The 15,434-nt window shown below is 44.4% G+C and carries 13 protein-coding genes, 1 pseudogene and 1 riboswitch; of the genes and pseudogenes, 7 read left to right on the forward strand and 7 right to left on the reverse strand.

Annotated features, from left to right (window positions below; all coding sequences use genetic code 11):
- A pseudogene (locus JMX83_RS11455) lies at positions 1-100 on the forward strand (IS1 family transposase); the annotation flags it as partial.
- A 203-nt stretch (positions 101-303) separates the two neighbouring features.
- On the opposite strand, the gene JMX83_RS11460 reads toward JMX83_RS11455, so the two are convergent.
- The 5 genes from JMX83_RS11460 to JMX83_RS11480 all read right to left on the reverse strand — a co-directional run bounded on the left by JMX83_RS11460 (position 304) and on the right by JMX83_RS11480 (position 7,752).
- On the reverse strand, positions 304-912 hold the full coding sequence (locus JMX83_RS11460) for a manganese efflux pump MntP (RefSeq protein ID WP_265089541.1): 609 nt from the start codon (positions 910-912) through the stop codon (positions 304-306).
- Positions 884-1,051, reverse strand: a riboswitch (yybP-ykoY riboswitch). It overlaps the preceding gene by 29 nt.
- A 109-nt stretch (positions 1,052-1,160) precedes the next feature.
- Positions 1,161-3,542 (reverse strand): TonB-dependent receptor, encoded by a 2,382-nt coding sequence (locus JMX83_RS11465; protein WP_201601862.1) that lies wholly within the window; start codon positions 3,540-3,542, stop codon positions 1,161-1,163.
- A gap of 197 nt (positions 3,543-3,739) precedes the next feature.
- Entirely contained in the window at positions 3,740-5,866 is a 2,127-nt protein-coding gene (fhuB, locus tag JMX83_RS11470) for a Fe(3+)-hydroxamate ABC transporter permease FhuB (protein ID WP_227675834.1), read from the reverse strand.
- Positions 5,863-6,819 carry an ABC transporter substrate-binding protein gene (locus JMX83_RS11475; RefSeq protein ID WP_201601864.1) on the reverse strand — a complete coding sequence of 319 codons (957 nt, stop codon included), beginning with the start codon at positions 6,817-6,819 and terminating at the stop codon, positions 5,863-5,865. Before JMX83_RS11475 ends, fhuB begins: the two co-directional genes overlap by 4 nt.
- A 168-nt stretch (positions 6,820-6,987) precedes the next feature.
- Positions 6,988-7,752 (reverse strand): ABC transporter ATP-binding protein, encoded by a 765-nt coding sequence (locus tag JMX83_RS11480; RefSeq protein ID WP_201601866.1) that lies wholly within the window; start codon positions 7,750-7,752, stop codon positions 6,988-6,990.
- 228 nt (positions 7,753-7,980) lie between these two features.
- On the opposite strand from JMX83_RS11480, the gene JMX83_RS11485 reads away from it, so the two are divergent.
- Together JMX83_RS11485 and JMX83_RS11490 are read left to right on the forward strand one after the other, a co-directional pair.
- On the forward strand, positions 7,981-9,237 hold the full coding sequence (locus JMX83_RS11485) for a siderophore-interacting protein (protein WP_201601868.1): 1,257 nt from the start codon (positions 7,981-7,983) through the stop codon (positions 9,235-9,237).
- Between the two features lie 223 nt (positions 9,238-9,460).
- Complete coding sequence (locus tag JMX83_RS11490) at positions 9,461-10,381, forward strand: haloalkane dehalogenase (RefSeq protein ID WP_201601871.1); 921 nt, start codon at positions 9,461-9,463, stop codon at positions 10,379-10,381.
- Between the two features lie 266 nt (positions 10,382-10,647).
- Here the strand turns inward: JMX83_RS11490 and JMX83_RS11495 are convergent, their stop codons facing one another.
- Both JMX83_RS11495 and JMX83_RS11500 read right to left on the reverse strand, forming a co-directional pair.
- Positions 10,648-11,232 carry a TetR/AcrR family transcriptional regulator gene (locus JMX83_RS11495; RefSeq protein ID WP_201601874.1) on the reverse strand — a complete coding sequence of 195 codons (585 nt, stop codon included), beginning with the start codon at positions 11,230-11,232 and terminating at the stop codon, positions 10,648-10,650.
- A gap of 121 nt (positions 11,233-11,353) precedes the next feature.
- On the reverse strand, positions 11,354-12,034 hold the full coding sequence (locus tag JMX83_RS11500; protein ID WP_201601876.1) for a glutathione S-transferase family protein: 681 nt from the start codon (positions 12,032-12,034) through the stop codon (positions 11,354-11,356).
- Positions 12,035-12,282: 248 nt separating this feature from the next.
- On the opposite strand from JMX83_RS11500, the gene JMX83_RS11505 reads away from it, so the two are divergent.
- From JMX83_RS11505 to yghU, 4 genes are all read left to right on the forward strand, one after another.
- Positions 12,283-12,573 (forward strand): putative quinol monooxygenase, encoded by a 291-nt coding sequence (locus JMX83_RS11505; RefSeq protein ID WP_201601879.1) that lies wholly within the window; start codon positions 12,283-12,285, stop codon positions 12,571-12,573.
- Between the two features lie 444 nt (positions 12,574-13,017).
- Positions 13,018-13,575, forward strand: coding sequence for a carboxymuconolactone decarboxylase family protein (locus JMX83_RS11510; protein ID WP_201601882.1), 558 nt, complete (start codon positions 13,018-13,020; stop codon positions 13,573-13,575).
- A 107-nt stretch (positions 13,576-13,682) separates the two neighbouring features.
- Positions 13,683-14,336: a DsbA family oxidoreductase gene (locus JMX83_RS11515; protein WP_201601883.1), complete on the forward strand. Its 654-nt coding sequence runs from the start codon at positions 13,683-13,685 to the stop codon at positions 14,334-14,336.
- A 65-nt stretch (positions 14,337-14,401) separates the two neighbouring features.
- Positions 14,402-15,289, forward strand: a complete 888-nt coding sequence (yghU, locus tag JMX83_RS11520; protein WP_201601885.1) for a glutathione-dependent disulfide-bond oxidoreductase — start codon at positions 14,402-14,404, stop codon at positions 15,287-15,289.
- Positions 15,290-15,434: the final 145 nt, after the last annotated feature.

A 15,434-nucleotide genomic window follows, 5' to 3' on the forward strand; every position in this document is an offset into this window, starting at 1 on the left:
ACGAGCCGTTAGAAGAACCTGTTGTTTCTCTAAGAAGCTCGATAATCACTTAAAAGTGTTTGATCTGGTGTTCTTTTATGTCAATTATGGCTACGTCTGATGCCAGCATACTTTTTAGAACACCACCGAATTTTTATCTTTACTATGGTTATCCTATTGATGATTAACAATTTTTGTAGTGCTGAGATGTTCCGATCATTTAGCAAGAGTTACGGTGTTATGTGCTGATTATAGACATAAAAAAGCCCAGCTATTGATACAGATGGGCTTTTATTTATCAAGTAGCTAATACCTATCGAGTGACTAAAGATGACTAAATAAAATCCATGCACCGATGGCAATTAGCATCACACCGCCAAACACTTCCGCCTTATGACCAATTAATGAGCCCAACATCTTTCCTAACAACACCCCTAGCGTGACCATTATCGTAGTCGCTAGACCAATCAGACCTGCCGCCAGTAAAATATTGACCTTTACAAATGCTAGGCTCACACCGACAGCCATGGCATCGATGCTGGTACCAAATGCAATCAACGCAAGTTTAAGAAATGAATGTCTCGACGGCGCTTCTGCCTTTTCATCACTTGTCTTCATTCCCTCATACAGCATGTGTAGACCGAGCGCAAAAAGTATGACAAACGCGACCCAATGATCCCATGCCTCAATAAAAGACGCATCTATAAAGGATGTGGCAGAGTGACCAATTAACCAACCAATAATAGGAGTGATCGCTTCAATGGTGCCAAAAATAACACCCATTCTGAAAGCTTCGGTAAAATGAGGGTTTTTAAGGCTTGCTCCTTTACTGATTGCCACAGAAAAGGCATCCGTAGACATGGAAAAAGCAAGTAGTAGAAGTGCGATAGGATTCATGTGATTTTCTCTGGTCGAGTATAGAGTCCACGACATAGCCACACCCCCGACCTGCAGTGTAGATATATCGATGGTCTCGCCAACCGAGAGGTGTTCGTACCATGGCATGTGGCCAAGTATGTTGATACGAACGCTTTCGCAGTACGAAAGCAGGCTACTCCCCAAAGAGTGCTTAGATTAGCATTGATACGCTATAAGTCAATCATAAAATACTAAACCCTTCATACTATAAAGATCTGGCATGAAGGGTTTTTGATACTTTTATTTTTTACATGCTGTTAGTTTTAGTAGTCGATAGTATAGCTCAACCCATAAGTCGTGCCTGAGGCAGGTAAGCGATTCAAATCACCAAATGTGGTCTGATGATAGACCGTTTGATAGTCTTTGTTGAGCAAGTTATAAACCCCATAATCTACTCGGCCAACTGGCATTTTCACCTGTCCCAAGACATCTAGGGTCATATAACCGGTCACTGGCAATGCACTAGAGTCAGGGTCTTGTTGTTGGTCTTTAAAAGCTCTGTCATTACCGCCTATTGCTAGCGCTTGCAGACGAATATTGCTGCCTTCATCGAATTGATATTGCGCAAATGCAGTGCCTTTTAACGGTGTCAGACGTACGGCATCCAGCTCTAGCCAATCGCCATCCTTATCGTACTGACCACGGGTATAGGCAACACTACCGCCTACTTGCCATTTATCGCTAATATCATGGCTAAGCGACCCCTCTACCCCGTAGACGCGCTCATCGGTATCGACGACTTCTACAGTATAATCATCAGTGAAGCGCACGACTTTATCTGATTCATTATAAAAACCGCTTAAGCGAGCAGCCGTATCGCCATGCTTACCTTGCCAGCCAAACTCGTAGTTATTGATGGCAATAGGCTGTACGTTTTCTGAGTTGACCACAAATCCTGCCCGCACATCACGCAGCGCACGCTGGATATCTGCGGTGGTAAAGCCTTGTGAAAAGTTAGCAAATATTTGATCATTTGGGGTTAATTGATAGCTAGTACCGAGATTGAACAAGGTTTTGTCATGGTCTGTGCTGCCCTTTTTAACATCGCCTGCTTGATAGTCAATACCATAAGCGGCACTTGTCCCACTGATGCGAGGGTTATTGAAGTACTCGTCAAGCAGCTGCTCATAGATGGGCGTAAAAGCATCGGTTTTTGCTTTGAGCTTTTGATAACGAACGCCTGCACTGGTATGCCATTTATCCGTTAAGTCGACATCGGCATTGACAAAAGCGCCCCATTTATCGATGGTCGTATCTGGCCCACCATTATACGTTAGACCATTGGGCTGGGCGCTTAGACCATTACTTGCCATAAACTCATTTAAGTCTTGTCCATAATAGGCCTGCTCACTGTTTTCACGTTCAAAGTCAGCACCATAACTAAAGAGTGTTTTTCTACCTGCGATTTCACTATCGGTCTGCATAGCAGCACGCAACCCCATGACCTCGATATCAGCCTCTGACTGAGTAACAAAAGTTGCCGCGCCCAATAGCTTGCCTAATGTGTCTTTATCAGTGAGACCGTTTGCTCGCCATACCTCAGATGCTTGGGTGTCCGCGGTTTTTCCAGAAGGGTAAAAACGACCTGTCTCGTCTCTATAGTAGCCTGTAATGCTCAGATTTGAGCCTGCAACATTGTCATTATTGTAGTTTAAGTTGACGGAGGTTTTGGTCGTCAGCGGCTCGTTTTTTATATTGGCACCATCGATTGCTTTTAAAGATGGTTTTGCGCCAAATAACACTGCCAAACCATCGCCATAATCTGGGCCGTAGTCGGTGTTTTGCTCATCATTATAATAAGTGACGGCAAGATCTAGCGTCTGACTGTCCGTCAATGCCATACCCAAGCTACCATTCACACTCAAGGACTTGGTGTCTTGTTGGTCTGTTTGGTTGACATCAGGGCTGATGCGATCACCATGACTATCGAACTTGCCGCCTTTAGTTTCGTAATCCACATCTAGACGGCCATACACTCGCTCGCCACCATAGCCTAGTGTCTGACCGACATGATAGCCGAATGACTCTGATTCAAACTCACGGCTGCTACTCACGCCCACTCTAGTTTGTCTGATAGGGCCATAACCCACCAGAGATTTAGTCACAAGGTTAATCAACCCGCCAGCCGCACCAGCACCATAGATACTGGTTGCACCTGAGAGCACCTCTACCCGCTCAAGCTGTGCAAGGTCAATGCTGTTCAGCTCACGTGAGAGACTGCGTGAACTGCTTAAAGGCACACCATTTAGCAAAAACTGCACAGGCCGACCATGCATGGTGGTGCCATAGTTACTGGTTGAGCCACTACTGGCACCTAGGCTTGGAATCAGCTGTGCCAAGATATCGCCCGTAGTACGGTCGCCTGTGGCCTGCATCTGTATATCATTTTCGGTAATCACTTGAGTGACTGCGGGCATCTTACTGATTTTTTGTGCCAGCGCTGTCCCTGTTCTAGCATTGGCAGCGACTTTGATGGTATCCAAGGTCACACTAGGCACTGCCTTAGATGATGAGCTTGATGCTATTTCTGCGGTAGTTTGTATGTCTAATACGACATTCGCTGTATTGGTACTGGTTTGCGCATGTAACTGCTGGCTGATACAAAGGGTAAGAAGAGATAGAGCAACGTGATGGTGGCTTTTCATAATTACTTCACTTAGGTTATTTCACTTAGTTGGATAGGTGGACAGTGGTATGCGTTATATTTAGCAAATAATACTGTATGTACTAACTTTGTGAAAGACATCATAAATGATAATGATTATTATTTCTATAAAATAATCTATTATGTTTTTGTGGCAACTGGTTAGCATTGCCATCACCTTCCCACTACGAATCGGTTCTAGCCTTTTGTCGTAGTTGGCACCTTACGAATAAGCCATAAGAAATAGCCACCGCCGATGATGGCGGCGACTGTACCAGCAGGCAGCTCATAAGGGAAAATCACATAACGTCCGATCCAATCCGCTATCACCATGACACCTGCTCCTAACAATGCCGCTAATGGTAACTGCCGCTCAAGCTTGACCGCCCCAAGTGATGTCGCCAAATGCGGCACCATCAAGCCAATAAAGCTCAATGGTCCGACAGCTAGGGTGCTGGCTGTACTCAGTGCTGCTACTAATACTAATAGTGAAAAAGTGACTGGTGTGATTGCCACACCCAAATTACGCGCGACCCCTGTGCCCAATCCAAGGACGCGCAATGGCTTGATAATCAATAAGCTAAGTACAAACAAAATGAGTGCAATGCCAATGAGATACCAGACCGTATTGGGCTGGGCGCTATAGGTCGTGCCTGATAACCAGCTGAGCATCGCCTCCAGACGTGGGTCGCCTGATAGCTTGACCATGTGCATGACCCCATCCATCATGGCGGCGATACCAATACCGACCAACAATAGATAGCCTGAGCTGACTCTACGTGCCAGCCAAATGACTAGTAGCAACACTGCCATCGCACCTGACAGTCCTGAAACTAGTAACGTACCTGCTCCAGCCGACAGCCCCAAACTTGGTAATAATAAAAACCCTAAAATAACCCCAAGCGCCGCGCCTGAGCTGACACCTAAAACCTCGGGACTGGCCATAGGGTTGCGAGTTAGAGTTTGTAGTAGCACGCCTGCAACAGCCAACATCAACCCTGTTGCCGCCGCACTTAAACTACGAGGCAGACGATACTGCTGCGTCAATGCCCAATCGGTACTAAATCCCCAACCATTGATATCCTGTACAAAAAGACAAGCCAACATTATTGTGATGATAACTCCAACGCCCCATCGCCAAAATACAACGTTTTTGTTTTGACCACTTATCCTAGGAGTTACTGCCTCTATGCGCTCACGGCGCTGGCGCAAAATCAGCCAAATAATCAGTGGCGCACCAAGTATGCCCGTCATGGCACCAGCGGGGATTTGCATACCTAGTATCGGCTCAAGCAATAACGCAACATTGCTGGTCAACAGTAGTAGCAATGCACCTAGCCCAAACGCGGCTACCAAACGCTTGCCAATGGACGAGATACCCAGCGCATTGACCAAGCTTGCCGCACCAAGACCAATAAAACCAATCAAGCCAACTTCACTAATGACTAATGCCGTTACCATTGCCACAATGAGCACCACCAATGCGCGAATACTATTGATCGGTACGCCCAAACGCCTCGCCTGCGAGTCATCCAAGCTCATCAGCGTCAGCGGTTTTAATAAAGGTAGGCTCACTATGGTCATTAAAATAGCCGTTACTACCAGTATTTGACTGGTGTCCCAGCTACTTTGGGCCAAAAACCCAGCCGCCCATGACAACATGCCATTACTGCGCTCAGCGAAAAATAGCACTAATACATTGGCGATCGCTGCTAGCAAAATATTCACGACCAAACCAGCTAATATCAAAATCAGCGGGTTAAATCGACTGGGCGCTGACAAGGCAAATACTAAACCCATACTTATAATGGCACCGACAAAAGCCACATAAATGCCACCATAAATGGCCAAACTTGGTAAAAATAACGTCACAATCAGCATGGCCAACTGTGCGCCTACCCCCACTCCCAATGTAGTGTCTGATGCCAATGAGTTTTTGACCAGCTGCTGTAGCAAGATACTGACCACGCCCAACAACCCGCCTGCTAATAACGCCACTACACTGGTAGCAACCAAATGAAGCTGCGTCGCCATACTGGCAATATCCAGTTGCGAGCTTGGTAAAAATAGCTCACTAATCGGACGCGTCCATTCTTGACCTAATAGTATCCAACCACTCCATACTGATAAAACCATTAGCCCTATCGGAGTAATCCACAATCGCCAAGATGTGCTAATCAATGAAGAGATATCAGGTCTGCTCGGTGGGGGCTTAGACGATGAAGTGGTTGCTGAATAGGAGCGTGAAGCCGAGGTCATAGCATTGGCACTATTATTAGTATTAGTAGAGTTAGTATTGGTTGAATGATCAGTGTTGATAGTCATAATGTGGCACCACCTTTCAACGAAACTGTCGATAGATTATTTGCCAAGCTTACCAGTGACGACATACCGCCATAAATCCATACTGGCGGCAACTCTGCCATACAGCGATTGTCACCATAGCTCAAACGCTGCCATACCAAACTGTCCTCAATCTCAGCTTTAGTGATTGGGCTCATGGGATCTATGATAAGTAAGCAGGTCTCATCATCTAACTGCGCCAAGTCTTTCATGCGTATTGGAAAAAACCCCCATTGATTGCCTTGACCCAAGGACACAAGCTCTTTACCCATTTGATTTAATGCCACTCTGAATAAGCTATTATCGACATACATGCGCATATTATTGGCATCAACAAACTGTACGACAGCGAACTTTTTTACGTTTGGATAACGCTGTTGCAGTTTCACGCCAGCCCGACTAATTTCTTTTTGACTCTGTACAATATAGTCTTCTGCCAATTTAGGGTTTTCAATAAGCGCACCAAGCGCTCGTGTCGGTTCAGTGTAGTCAGCCCATGTTGCTGTCTCCCCTTTTGCTGCAAACATCACTGACTCGGCAGGCACATCACCATATAAACTGCGGGCATGTTCATAAAAATAGTTATCTATGACCATATCAACAGGGAGCTGGGCGACTAACTCTGCATTAGGCTGATAACGAATGCCAATATCTGTGGTTGACGCTGGGAGATTGGGACGACCGACCCATCTGTCCCACACTCTGATATCACCAGTCGCAATCGGCGCATGCCCCATCGCGGTCAGCGTCGCTGCGTTACCCCAATCAGGGGAGACGATATTGATACTGTCATTATTAATACGGTCACTATTAATAATGACCGTATGGCTGTTTTCTGTTTCAGTGATATTGTCAGGAGGTGATTCATCAAAGTGAGTAATATCTTTGTCGGATGCCGAGTGACTACAAGCGGATAATGTCAACGAGGTGAGCATAACAAAGGCGAAGAGAGCAAATCCTTTAAATACGGCTGCTGGCGACGCGCACTCTGATGTGGCTACCGAGTGCCTTGACGATTGATATTGATAAAAAACAAAAAACACAACAGAAAACATAGGGGCATATCTTTTTAGGCGAGTGTATGAAAAAGAAGCGATCTGATGTCAAGCGACTGCAACAGGCTGCCCTGTTATAGGATGGTTAAGCAGTTGCATGTCAACGTTAAAAATATTGTGTAATACCTCAGATTGCATCGTGCTTTTGATATTGCCATTGTGACAAACTCGGCCGTTTTTTAGCGCGATGATACGATCCGCATATTGCGCGGCCAGATTAATATCATGAATAATAATCACCACGCTCAACCCCTGCTCATCTACCAAACGGCGGATAAGCTGAATGACTTCAATCTGATAATGCATATCCAGCGCAGCGAGCGGCTCATCAAGCAATAGATATTTAGTGTCTTGCGCCAAGCACATCGCAAGCCAAGCACGGGCGCGCTCGCCGCCTGATAATGTAGCCGTGATACGATCAGCAAACGCTTCGGTTTGGGTCACCATTAGCGCTTGCTCGACTTTATCTCTATCCATTTGGGTTGGCTTTTGTAGCCACTTTTGATGCGGATAGCGTCCGAGCATCACCAGCTCACGCACGGTAAATCCAGCGGCGTCCGGCAGTTGCTGCGGTAGATAGGCCATTTGACGCGCCAGCTCTTTACTACCGTAATCATTGATACGAGTATCATCTAAGGTAATACTCCCGCCACTACTCGCCATCTCGCCTGCCAATGCTTTGATCAGGGTCGATTTGCCTGAACCGTTATGTCCAACTAGCGCCACCAACTGCTTGGTATCAATCTCGCAGCTCACGTTATCTAGTAAAGTATTCCCTTGACGACTGATGGTCAGTTGGTTTGCACGTAGCATATAGGCACTCATTATTGATAGAAAATTAGAAAAGTTAGGCTCGATGACAGTTACTTTTTTGCAGCATTTTTGTCTCGAAACACTTTATTGAAGCGCTGTTTTAAAGCATGTACTTGAAAACAAAACGGTAATGAGAGATGATTTTACTCGTAAACGATAATAAAAACAATTATCATTAACTAATCGAAGTTTGTATTTATTAATTTACCTCTGCTTATGAGTATCAATATGGCTAATATCCTCCTATCCTCTGAACGTAATCGTTATGGTCAAGACAGACCGTATACTCCCTTGAATGCCCCTGAACTAAAAGACATCATCAGTCATATCAATGAAGAACATATAGATGAGCTGCTAGGATTTTTAATCGCATTTACCCCTATATCTAATGCTGAATTGGATAATATAGAGGTACAATTGACGACGGTTTACACTGAAGGTCTCGAGTTACAAGTACAGCCAAAAAATGTAGAGTCTCAATCTAATAACGCTCAAGACAACACTGTGCAGAATCAAACCTTTTTTATTGCCTTTCCCGCAGCCATCACCCATCCTGACGAGCTACAAGTTCAATATATTGCGCTCAAACAAAGGGCAGATAAAAAACTGGGTAAAAAAACCATCGAATTAATCAAACAAATCTTTACGGTGGAAAACCGCTATAAAGTCAGCGAGAACATGCTCCGTCTTGAACTCAGTATGCCTCAATTAAGTAGTAGTGACCCATTAAACAAACAGCCCTCCTCAGTGCCAATCAATGACGCGGGCTATGCTTACTTGTTTGATTTGGCACACAATAGCGCCGCTAAGAATAGCGTAACCACTGGTATAGAGGACAACGCACGCTCTGCACGCGCTCATCGTTATTACACCTTAAGAAAAGCATGGAAAACGCCTACTGGCATACAAGCGTGGGTCGATGTGTTTCTTCATGGAGATACACTGGGCGGCAGTTGGGCTCAGTCGCTACAGGTAGGTGAAACCATAATCACCAAAAGAGAATTTCCTGAAAAAGTGGATCATTTGAGTGATAGTCAAGCGTTATTAATCGCTGATGAAACGTCTATGCCGACTGTCGCGAGATTACTCGAGCTTTGGGAAAATCCAATACCGCCGCTAGTTGTTTGCGTCACACACAACGCGGCGGATCAACGTTATTTTGATAACGTAAAAATTCGTAGTGGTATTGATCGCAGCATTAATAATAGTACTGAGGGCAATAATGAGCGCACTACCAAGAATGGCGTTAAAGACAACTTCACCGTACTTCCCATCGTCATCGATCAACAATGCTCAGTACAGCATTTAGCATCCCTAATCGATCATACGGTAGGTAATTATTTAACGGATCAGCCCTTAAAAATTGATAAGGTCTGGGGTGCGTTAGAGGCAAGCACTGTCAAAGCGCTGCGTCCCATGCTCAGAGAGCGACTTGATCTTAGCCGTGCAGAGGTGGTGATAAAGGTATATTGGCGTCAGGATTAAACCCACAAAATATGGCTTGTTGACCGTAATAATCGGGCTGAAGATGACAGTTTTTCAGTATTCTCATGCATAGCATTCAACACTGGACTGTTCATGACTAAGGTTTGTAGCAGCAGACAGTTGTACGCTATAGTCTTTATTTAGGACTTTATTAAAGCAAATCTCAACATTCCTCAACATTGTGCAAGAGTGCACCGTTATTTATTTCACTCAAGGATGATATATGAAAACCCTTAGAACACCTGATGACTGTTTTGTTAACCTGCCCGATTATGACTTTGCCCCAAACTATCTGATGGTCGACGATACCGAGGGCGGTGAGCTGCGCGTGCATTATCTCGATGAAGGCCCAAAAGATGCTGACCCCATATTACTGCTACACGGCGAGCCTTCTTGGAGTTATCTCTATCGCAAAGTTATTCCGATACTGACGGCCGCAGGACACCGTGTCATTGCGCCAGACCTCCCCGGGTTTGGCAAATCAGATAAGCCAGCAGCGCGTACTGACTACACTTATCAGCGTCATGTCGACTGGATGCAATCGGTACTTGACCAGTTAGATTTGAATAATATCACGTTGTTCTGTCAAGATTGGGGTGGTCTGATCGGTCTGCGCTTAGTGGCAGAAAACCCAGATAAGTTTGCTCGGGTAGCCGCTGGCAATACGATGCTCCCAACTGGCGATCACGATCCTGGCGAAGGGTTTCGCAAATGGCAGCAGTTCTCGCAAGAGACACCGCAGTTCAATGTAGGGGCGACGATCAAAAGTGGTACCACAACGACGCTATCACAAGGGGTGATGGCTGCGTACGATGCACCCTTCCCTGATGAATCTTATAAAGAAGGCGCTAGGCAGTTTCCGTTACTAGTACCCACCACACCAGATGACCCTGCATCAGAAAAAAATCGTGCCGCTTGGGGAGTACTGAGCAAATGGACAAAACCTTTTATCACACTGTTTAGTGACTCTGACCCAGTGACAGGTGGCGGCGACCGTATTCTACAAAAACTGATTCCGGGCACCAAAGGCCAGCAGCATACGACCATTATCAATGGTGGGCATTTTCTGCAAGAAGATCAAGGAGAAAAGCTGGCTGAGTTGTTGCTTAAATTCATTCGTGATAATCCTAGGGCGTGTCCCTAATTCAAACGTTTATCACTAAATGGGCTAAAAATGGCTAAATCTTTGACAAACGGCGTCAAATAGCTGATCAATATCTCGATATTATTTGCACTATTTTCCTTGTTTGCCTGCGATTTATCTCATTTTTATCACCATTTTTAAAATAGGGACACGCCCTAGTGACTCTAAAGACTCGCAGTAAATGGCATATATAAAATAGCTCATAAAAAAACACCCTGACTGTTTAAGTAGACAGTCAGGGTGTTTTTGCTAAAAAGTATCAGTCTTTATACGATGTTTTTAAAAATATCATCGATGTACTTTTCTACTGCAACGTCATCACTGGTAATCTGAGCATACGTCCTAAGACCTATGATCTGAATTTGAAGATAGCGCGCCAATTCAGTCGGGTTTTTCTCTGCGTTGATTTCACCATGATCAATAGCTTGTGCAAATAGCGTAGCGAATGAGGCTTCTATCCCTTCCAAAATCCCTGTGGCATGTGCCAACAGCGCTGGACTATCATTCTGAGTCAATTCAGCGATCGTTTTTACAATCATGCACATACCACTTGGTGCCGTCACTTTATTACATACGATAACGGTATGGATAAAATGTTTTAATCCATCAAGCACGGTGTCTTTTTGCTCAATACAGTCAGCCAAACGCTTGGCACCATCTGCCGCATAACGGTTTAAGGATTCTATAAAGAGCTTATCTTTACTACCAAAAGCCGCATAAATACTACCAGGATGCATATTGATGACGTCTTGCAAATTGCGCATCGAGGTTGCGTGATAGCCTTTTTCCCAATAGAGATTTTTTGCTTTTTCGATCACATCCTCGCGATTGAACTTTATCGGAGCACTCATAACTTTTACCTTAATAGCTTTGCCTCAAAATCTATTTTAAGGCAAAGTTTATAGAATCAACCTTAGTTGCTGTTTTTAATCACTTTTTTATTATAAAGCTTTTTGCGCATCTTTGCTTCGATTAACTGTTTTTATCAAAATTCTGCGGGTAAAGCGCACGTGCAGCAACCTCATCTAACTCAGTTTTAAAGTCGATACTTTTAGGAATTTCACGCGCTTTTTGCACCGCAGGACGAGCATCAATAGTGGCAAACCAACGCTTTAGATTTGGATAATCATCTAATCCAGCGTCGCCCAGTACCACTGTTGCCTTGTCTATCCAGCCCCATGCGGAGATATCAGCGATTGAATACTCATCTCCAACCAAATACTCACGGCCTTCCAAATGGGTGTCGAGCACTTCGTAATGCCGCTCAGCTTCGCGAAGATAGCGGTTCATCGCATACGGGATCTTTTCTGGCGCCTTGTGCCTGAAATGCACAGACTGACCAGAATAAGGACCCAGACCAGTTGCTAAAAACATCAGCCATGAGAGCATCTCGCTACGATCTTCTGGCTGTCCTGCCAGCAATCCTGTTTTTTCAGACAAGTACATCAAGATAGCAGTAGAGTCGAACACACGTTTGCCATCATCTTCAAGGGCAGGCGTTTTGCCATTGGGATTGATAGCGCGGTATTCAGGCGTGTGCTGCTCCCCTTTTAGCGTATCGACAGCAACGAGCTCATAGGGCAAACCAGTCTCTTCAAGAAACAGTGCCACTTTCATTGGGTTTGGCGTTTGGTGAAAATAAAACTTAAGCATAATCTTGTCCTGTTACAACATAGTAGTCTGATGATCTTAAAATCTGATGACTATAAAAGGTATGAAAGATAACAAAAATAGGCATCGTGATCTGGAACGTTTTTTTATTGTCTGATAAATACTATAACTATAAATGAACGGTCGTTCAAGTAATAACTTATCTAATGCTGTACATTGATATAGTGGATTGCATACCCATACAGGCTACTCTATCCATCCTACTAACTAACGATAACAAGGGATTAAACATGTCTACATTAACGATTATTGCCAATATCACTGCCAAAGATGACAGCATTGCCCTAGTCAAGGCTGAGCTCGAAAAACTCATACCACCTACGCGTGATGAAGAAGGTTGTCTTGGGTATAACCTGTTCCAAGATAACGAAAACCCTGCTCACTTCATGTTTCATGAAAGCTGGGCCACGCGCGAGCTGTGGCAAATACATATGGAAAACCAACACTTAAAAGATTTTTCAGCCGCAACAGAAGGCGCTATTGAGTCCTTCATACTAAATGAGATGACAGAGATTGCTTAATCTCTATAATCACTCAATGAGAATTAGATCATAGGAATATTTATATTAAAAAGAGCGCTGCTGTGCTCTTTTTTTTGAGTGGTTTTTGGTTGATAAGATCGCATCGTAATCATTTAACTTGCTTCATTAGCTTGACGATATTCGTTACTACGTCTACGCTTACAAAGTATCACCCTCTCAAACCATTGATATCATTACTATAAACCCCACAGAAGATAGAAATATAATTTCACCGTTACAATTTATTTGAACGATTACTCAAATAATTATTGAGCGATTGTTCAATATCATTTATAGTGGTTTTATTGACTCGGTTACAAAGCAATATGTCTGATTTTGAGTGAGCACTCAACTTAATCGTTAAATATAAATCAGCAGATAAGCTTAACCAGCATAAAAATCTAAAACACATCAAATTTCAAATATACAATTAGGGATAATATTATGACGGATTTTACGCTTCACGATAAACAAAGCGCCCCACAAGAAAGCCAAGCCTTGCTTGATGCCTCTATCAATGCTTTTGGTATGGTGCCAAACCTACATGCCGTCATGGCTGAAGCGCCAGGTCTGCTAGAAGGTTATCAACGTCTGCATGAGTTGTTCCTGAACAGTAGTTTCGATGATGAAGAGACCACTGTGGTATGGCAAACTATTAACGTCGAACATGCCTGCCATTACTGTGTCCCTGCTCACACGGGTATTGCTAAGAGCATGAAAGTAGATGACGCCATCACTGATGCACTACGTGATGAAACGCCGCTACCAACCGCCCGCCTAGAAGCCTTACGTGATTTCACGCTTTCTGTCGTACGTAATCGTGGTAATGTCGATGATAGCGCGGTTCAAGCATTTTTGGACGCAGGCTATACCAAACGCCAGATTTTAGAAGTCATTCTTGGTGCGGCTCAAAAAGTCATGAGCAACTACACGAATCACCTAGCTAATACCCCAGTCGACAAACCATTCCAGAAATTCGAATGGCATAAAGCTGACCAATAAGTCTTGCAGCAAATGCTGACACCGTCCATTTGATGTTTTCATACTGTTGTTCGAAACATCGTCGGGCAGCAGTTTTTCATATTAATTGATAGCTAATGAGGGATCATATGCAGCATTCAGAAAAACCATTACAAATAGATATTGTGTCAGACGTTGTATGTCCTTGGTGCGCTATCGGCTACAGTCAACTAGCGGAGGCACTAAAACAAACCAACACGCCGCATGAGATTCACTGGCATCCGTTTGAGCTAAATCCCAACACGCCATCTGAAGGACGCAACTACCGTGAGCATATCATGGAGAAGTACGGTACGACTGCTGAGGACATTAAAGAGAGCCTAACTAGAATGACAGCGGCGGGTGCAGAAGTTGGATTTAACTTTCGATTTACCGATGAGTTTCGTACTTATAATACGTTCAATACTCATCAGCTGCTACATTGGGCAAATCAGCAAGGACGTATGCACGACCTAAAACAAGCATTGTTTGTCGCGCACTTCGTTGATAATAGCAATGTCGGTGACAGCGCTGTGCTAGCTGATATCGCCGCCAGTATTGGACTTGATCGTACTGAGGCGCTCGCAGTCATCGAAGACCAGCGCTTCGCTGATGTGATACGTGAGTCTGTACAGCATTCAAAACAGCCAGGCATTCAAAGCGTGCCTTCAGTCATCTTTAACGGTCGCCATTTAGTGAGCGGCGCGCAAGGTGTAGAAAACTATAAAAATATTATTGAGCAATTGACTGAGATGTCAGAATAAAAACCATAAACCTAATCTATCAATCGCATCCTACTGAACACAGTCTATAAAAAGGTATCATCATTATGTCAAATTCTAATCATTACGAGCCACCCAGCATCTGGACGTGGGATGCAGAAAGCGGCGGTAAGTGGGCAAGTGTCAACCGCCCTATTGCAGGCGCCACGCACGAAGCAGAACTACCTCGCGGTAAACACCCTTTGCAGATTTACTCAATGGGTACGCCTAATGGGCAAAAAGTCACCATTATGGTCGAGGAGTTACTGGCGTTGGGTGTGACAGAAGCTGAATACGACGCCCACCTTATTGAGATTGGTGAAGGCGGACAGTTCTCATCAGGCTTTGTTGAGATTAACCCCAACTCAAAGATCCCAGTACTATTTGATACAGAGACTGGCAGCCGTGTGTTTGAAAGTGGTGCTATCTTGTTTTATCTCGCCGAAAAATTTGGAAAACTGCTCCCTAAAGATGCCGCTGCACGTACTGAAGTCATGAACTGGCTCTTCTGGCTGCAAGGCTCTGCCCCTTACTTAGGTGGCGGTTTTGGACATTTCTACTTTTATGCACCAGAGAAATTTGAGTATCCTATCAATCGATTCACAATGGAAGTAAAGCGTCAGTTAGATGTGCTGGATCGAGAGCTGGCAGAACATCGCTATTTGGGCGGCGATGAGTATACGATTGCCGATATCGCCACGTGGCCTTGGTATGGCAACTTAATACTAGGCGAAGCATATAATGCAGGAGAGTTTTTACAAGTTGAGAGCTATCCAAACGTACGCCGCTGGGCAAAAGAGATTTTAGAGCGTCCTGCTGTACAACGCGGGCGTAAGGTCAACCGCACTTGGGGCGAACCTTCTGAGCAACTCCATGAACGTCATGATGCGTCAGATTTTGAGCTAAAAACTCAAGATAAACTAGATGCTCAGACCACTGAAGAATCAAACAAATAGACACTTTGTCTATGACTTACTCGCTTACTTTAGCAGTCTTATTGGACAATGTTCAAGGTAATGTTAACTTTTCCCATTGCTACTTTGGAGCACTGTAAACACCCCATACCTTTACAATTAAGACTGCTAAAGTAAGATTGTTCAA

Origin of the sequence: Psychrobacter piscatorii, from assembly GCF_904846415.1 — a bacterium.
Classification (GTDB): Bacteria; Pseudomonadota; Gammaproteobacteria; order Pseudomonadales; family Moraxellaceae; genus Psychrobacter; species Psychrobacter piscatorii.